At 66.1% G+C, this 4,620-nt stretch carries 5 protein-coding genes and 1 pseudogene; 4 read left to right on the top strand and 2 right to left on the bottom strand.

Translation table 11 applies throughout. The features are described from left to right. From VML93_RS18910 to VML93_RS18900, 3 genes are all read left to right on the top strand, one after another. Positions 1-1,675: chloride channel protein (locus VML93_RS18910; RefSeq protein ID WP_325613015.1), on the top strand; the 1,675-nt coding region annotated here is incomplete at its 5' end. 468 nt (positions 1,676-2,143) lie between these two features. Further along, positions 2,144-2,338: a DUF3079 domain-containing protein gene (locus VML93_RS38645; RefSeq protein WP_325613013.1), complete on the top strand. Its 195-nt coding sequence runs from the start codon at positions 2,144-2,146 to the stop codon at positions 2,336-2,338. Between the two features lie 102 nt (positions 2,339-2,440). Further along, the gene (locus tag VML93_RS18900) at positions 2,441-2,836 is read left to right on the top strand and encodes a MarR family transcriptional regulator (RefSeq protein WP_325613011.1); all 396 of its coding nucleotides are present in this window, start codon (positions 2,441-2,443) and stop codon (positions 2,834-2,836) included. Positions 2,837-3,180: 344 nt separating this feature from the next. On the opposite strand, the pseudogene VML93_RS18895 reads toward VML93_RS18900, so the two are convergent. Continuing rightward, positions 3,181-3,669 (bottom strand): annotated as a pseudogene (locus tag VML93_RS18895) (GAF domain-containing protein); the annotation flags it as partial. Between the two features lie 288 nt (positions 3,670-3,957). Here VML93_RS18895 and VML93_RS18890 point away from each other — a divergent pair. Continuing rightward, positions 3,958-4,329: a tRNA-binding protein gene (locus VML93_RS18890; RefSeq protein WP_325613009.1), complete on the top strand. Its 372-nt coding sequence runs from the start codon at positions 3,958-3,960 to the stop codon at positions 4,327-4,329. 54 nt (positions 4,330-4,383) lie between these two features. Here VML93_RS18890 and VML93_RS18885 read toward each other — a convergent pair. After that, positions 4,384-4,620, bottom strand: a 237-nt coding sequence (locus tag VML93_RS18885) for a hypothetical protein (protein ID WP_325613007.1), incomplete at its 5' end; no start/stop codon positions are given.

Genomic DNA, 4,620 nt, shown 5'->3' with positions numbered 1-4,620 from the left:
TGCCGGCGCCATGTTCCTGCTTAGCGCGATCCGCTTCTTCACGAATCTGTTCTTCTTCCAGACGTTTTCGCTCGTCGCTCGTTCCCCGGCGGAGAATCACCTGGGGGCCTGGGTCATCCTGGTGCCGGCAATCGGCGGGCTGATCGTCGGCCTGATGGCGCGGTTTGGAAGCGAAAAGATCCGCGGTCACGGCATCCCGGAGGCGATCGAGGCCATCCTGTTCGGCAAGAGCCGGATGTCACCGAAGGTTGCCATGCTCAAGCCCCTGTCGTCCGGCATCGTGATCGGCAGCGGCGGGCCGTTCGGCGCCGAAGGCCCGATCATCATGACCGGCGGTGCCGCGGCGTCCCTGCTCGCACAGGCCTTTCATTTGACCGCCGCCGAGCGCAAAGCGCTGCTGGTCGCCGGTGCCTGTGCCGGCATGACAGCCGTTTTCGGCACGCCGCTCGCGGCGATCTTGCTCGCGGTCGAACTGTTGCTTTTCGAACTGCGTCCACGCAGCCTGCTGCCGGTCGCTCTGAGCTGCGCCGTTGCCGGCTTTCTGCGTCCACTATGGGCGGGTGCGGGACCGTTGTTTCCAGGGGCGACGCCGCCCGCAACGTGGACGGCACTGGTGTCCTGCTGCGTGGCAGGGCTCGCAAGCGGCGTCGTCTCGGCGGCGATGACGTTGCTGCTTTACAGAATCGAGGACCTGTTCGGACGCCTTCCGGTCCACTGGATGTGGTGGCCGGCACTTGGGGGGCTGGTCGTCGGCATCGGTGGCCTGATCGCACCGCGCGCGCTCGGTGTCGGCTATGACGTGATCGGAGATCTGCTCGCAAACCACCTGGTTGCCTCGGCGGTTCTGGCTCTCCTGGTCGTCAAACTGGTGATCTGGGCGGTGGCCCTCGGGTCGGGCACGTCCGGCGGCGTGCTGGCACCGCTCCTGATGATGGGCGCGGGGCTTGGCTCGTTGCTGAGTCGCTGGCTACCGGGCGGAAGTCCCGAGCTCTGGGCGCTCGTCTGCATGGCGGCGATCCTGGGTGGAACGATGCGCGCGCCGCTGACTGCCGTCGTGTTCGCCTTCGGCCTGACACACGACAGCAACGCTTTCCTGCCGACGATCCTCGCCTGCGCGGTCGCCTACGGCTTCACCGTCATCGTGATGCCGCGTTCGATTCTCACGGAGAAGATCGCGCGACGCGGCCGCCATGTGTTTCGTGAGTACGGTGTCGACGTCCTTGAGCGCCATTCTGTCGAGGAGGTGATGACCCGCACGGTGATAGAGGTACCGGCAACGCTCTGCGTCGCCGACGTGCACACGCGGTTTTTCGGAGCGGGCCAACGCCATCGCGCCTATCCTCTGACTACCGAGGGCCGCCTTGTGGGGATGGTCGATCGGCCCACCATCGTCGCCCTCGGGCCCGAGTCGGCCGCGCAGCCAATCGGCCGGGTGCTCGACACCGGCGTGTCACCCGAGTTCGCGCTGCCCACGGAGACCTGCCGTTCGATCGCCCACCGACTTGCGGCACTCGGCCGCGAGCGGCTCCCGGTGGTCGATGACCCGGCGGAACTGCGCCTGGTCGGCATCGTCAGCCGCAGCGACCTGCTGAAGCCCATGCGCACGCAGCACGAGGAAGAATCGGTCCGCGAGCGCATTCTGCACCTCGGGCGCCGGGCCACCGGAGACGGTTAAGCGCGAACACTTGATGCGCGCGGTCACCGCAACTTCCCATTTTGCGTCTTCGGCGAAGGACGCGTGACCACACCCCGCCCGGAGCCATCTGCGCGACTGCGTACGCTAGCGTGCCTCACCGTTTTGTCGGCCGTCGAGCAGCGCTGGGCGTCGCCGGCGGCTTGGCCGTCGCCGCGAATTTCTCGGCCGTGCGGTTCCGATTACTACACTGCCGGGGCCAAATCGTCGGCGCGGGACGGGTCGAGACGCGGACCGACGACCGCGACTACCGAAACAGGGGCGTGCGGGGTGACACAGCTCGCGCCATGCCCGCATCAGCCTAACGCCGTATCCGACCTGGTGGGATCTAGGCGAACCATTCGGTCTGTCCGTATCGCACGACGCGCAGCTGACGGGATATGGTGACGCAACCCTCGGCCACGCGGCCGAGGGCGGAGAGCGCATCGCAATCCGAAGTTCACGCCGAGCATGAGTCGCCGCCTTCCGGAGTATCCCGCGCACCCCGAACGCATCTGTTGGGGCTGCAACAGGTATTGCGCCGCCGACGACTTGCGATGCGGAAACGGGACGGACCGTACGCAGCATCCGATTGAGATCTTTGGTCCGGACTGGCTTGAGTACGCGCTGCCGGTCGACACCGAGGCGCCGAAGGAACCGGGCTAGCTGGCTCCGCGCTCGACCAGCCCGTAAGCACATTCCACGCTGAGCCATATGCATCACCACATGCTATAAGCACCGCTGGTTCGGCACCGGGTGCACTCGTACGTGATCACTCGAAAAGAACTCGTTGCCCTGTCGGAGTTTCGCCACCAACTCGCGCGGTTTCAGCGCTTCAGCGTCGCTGCGTCGCGTGAAGCGGGGCTGACGCAGACGCAATACCTGCTGCTCCTGCACATCGCCGGGCAGACATCTCGCGACTGGGCGCCGGTTGGGTCGCTCGCCAAGCGCCTGCAGGCGAGTCCGCATGCGACGACCGCACTGATCAAGAGGAGCGTTGCGCGCGGGCTCGTCCGCAAGCAACAGAGCACGGACGACGCGCGCCGGGTCGAGGTCCGACTGACGGCCCGCGGTGCGGCACTCGTGCGTCGCGTTGCGACCAGACACCGTCGGGAACTGGCAACCCTTCGCCACATCCTGCGCATCACGCACGTGACGGACTGACGACCAAACGCCGGGCTGCCGGCGGCACCCGGTGCTCGGAGCGGTTCCCACGGCGTTGGCAATCCCTCATCGTCACGTCGCCACGCGCGGCCGGCTGCAACCGACTCAGTCGATGGAAGGCCCGGCCCGACAGCGGGGGCCTCTGGGCGTGCGCCGCGGAGGTTCGAGAAGGGCGCCCGATTCAGCGCCTGGCGAAATCGGGAAGTAGGCGCGTTTCGACAGCGCCGACGGTCTGCAAGGCTGCGAAGAAGTCAAGGAATTGCTGGCAGACAATTCCGAAGCGGCACGCGAGGTCGTCCCGATACTGGCACCTGAGCTGGATCCGGAATCACCGATGTCGTCACCTACTCACGCTCCTCGGCCTGCTGCCGCAGGCGGATCCCCGTTCCCACCTGCGTCGGGATCGCGACCAGTGCATCCTCGTCGTCATACCGGAATCGCTGTTCCTCGGGACTCTCGATGTAGAGAACCCCAATCAGTTGCCCGCAAGACATGATCGCTACGGCCAGCCGACCGCCGCTGCGTTCGAGGCCAGCGAAAGGGATCTGGGTCGTCAGGGACTCCGCAAGTCCATCCGCCTCGGCACGCTCGCGCACCGTCCGTCCGTAGGAGTACTCGGCGGCCGCGTGGGTCAGCCGGATCGGGGTGCAGGCCCGCGCCGCAACGCCGATCACGCCGTCGCCAAATGCCATTTCCGAACCGATGCCCGACCGCTCGTAGCCCCGGCGCGCGTCCGTATAGAGCTGCTGACCACGAGTGTCGGTCAGCAACACCATCGCGTTTCGCACGTTCAGCATCGACTCGAGCGCGGACACGAGCTCATCGAGGAGAGACGAAAGATCCGCGCAGCGGGATCAGCGCGTCCCTGCGCTTCCGTGGTCGAAACCGATGAAATACGCGGGCGAACCGACCGGAGCAGCCTGCCGCGCCGTCACGAGGGTCGGAAGGCGCCGACCAGGTTCGTTCGCTTGAGGGAGACGGCCAGGCGTCGCTCGGCCGACTTCTTAGAGAGCCGCCGGTCGTCCCGCCGTTCCGAGGCCACCGGGGGCATCAAGTGCGTCTCGCGACGTGAACGAGGCACAATTCAAGGTGGAACCGCCCACAGCCACCGGAACCCCTCCATGCATGTCACCCACGACGGTCTCGCACCGCCGGCACCGATCATTGAGTTCGACAGCTTCCTGGCGGTCGATATTCGCGTCGGAACGATCGTGTCGGCTGAACCCTTTCCTGAGGCCCGCAAGCCTGCCTATCGTCTGACCATCGACTTCGGGCCGACGATCGGCCAGAAGCGCTCCAGTGCGCAGATTACCGAGCACTACACACTTGATAGCCTCGTCGGGCGCCAGGTCGCCGCCGTCGTCAATTTTCGACCGCGCCAGATCGGGCCGTTCAAATCCGAGGTCCTCACGTTGGGATTTCCGGATGAACGCGGCGCCGTCGTTCTCTTCGCGCCGGACCGTGCGGTTCCCAACGGCGGGCGCTTGTACTAATGCCCGAAGAAATGCGACTTCCCGCCGCGACTCGAACCGGCGCGCCGGGAACTCTTATCTCCTCGGAGCGAGCTTCTGTACCTCGTCCAGAGCCGCCTCGACGTTCTTCGTTGGCGCGACGCCGCCGACCGTGGCGGAGATCTTGCCGTCGCGGCCCACTATGAACGTCGTGCGCTCGACGTAGCCGTGGTCGATTTCGACTCCACGCGTGTCTTTGTAGCCAGGCTGTCCGGCGTCGATCTTGAGCTGGTAGGACTTGGCGATGGTGCCATTCGCATCGGATGCGACCGG

Origin of the sequence: Mycobacterium sp., from assembly GCF_035499775.1 — a bacterium.
Lineage (GTDB): Bacteria > Actinomycetota > Actinomycetes > Mycobacteriales > Mycobacteriaceae > Mycobacterium.
This window is presented reverse-complemented; position numbering and strand designations above follow the sequence as displayed.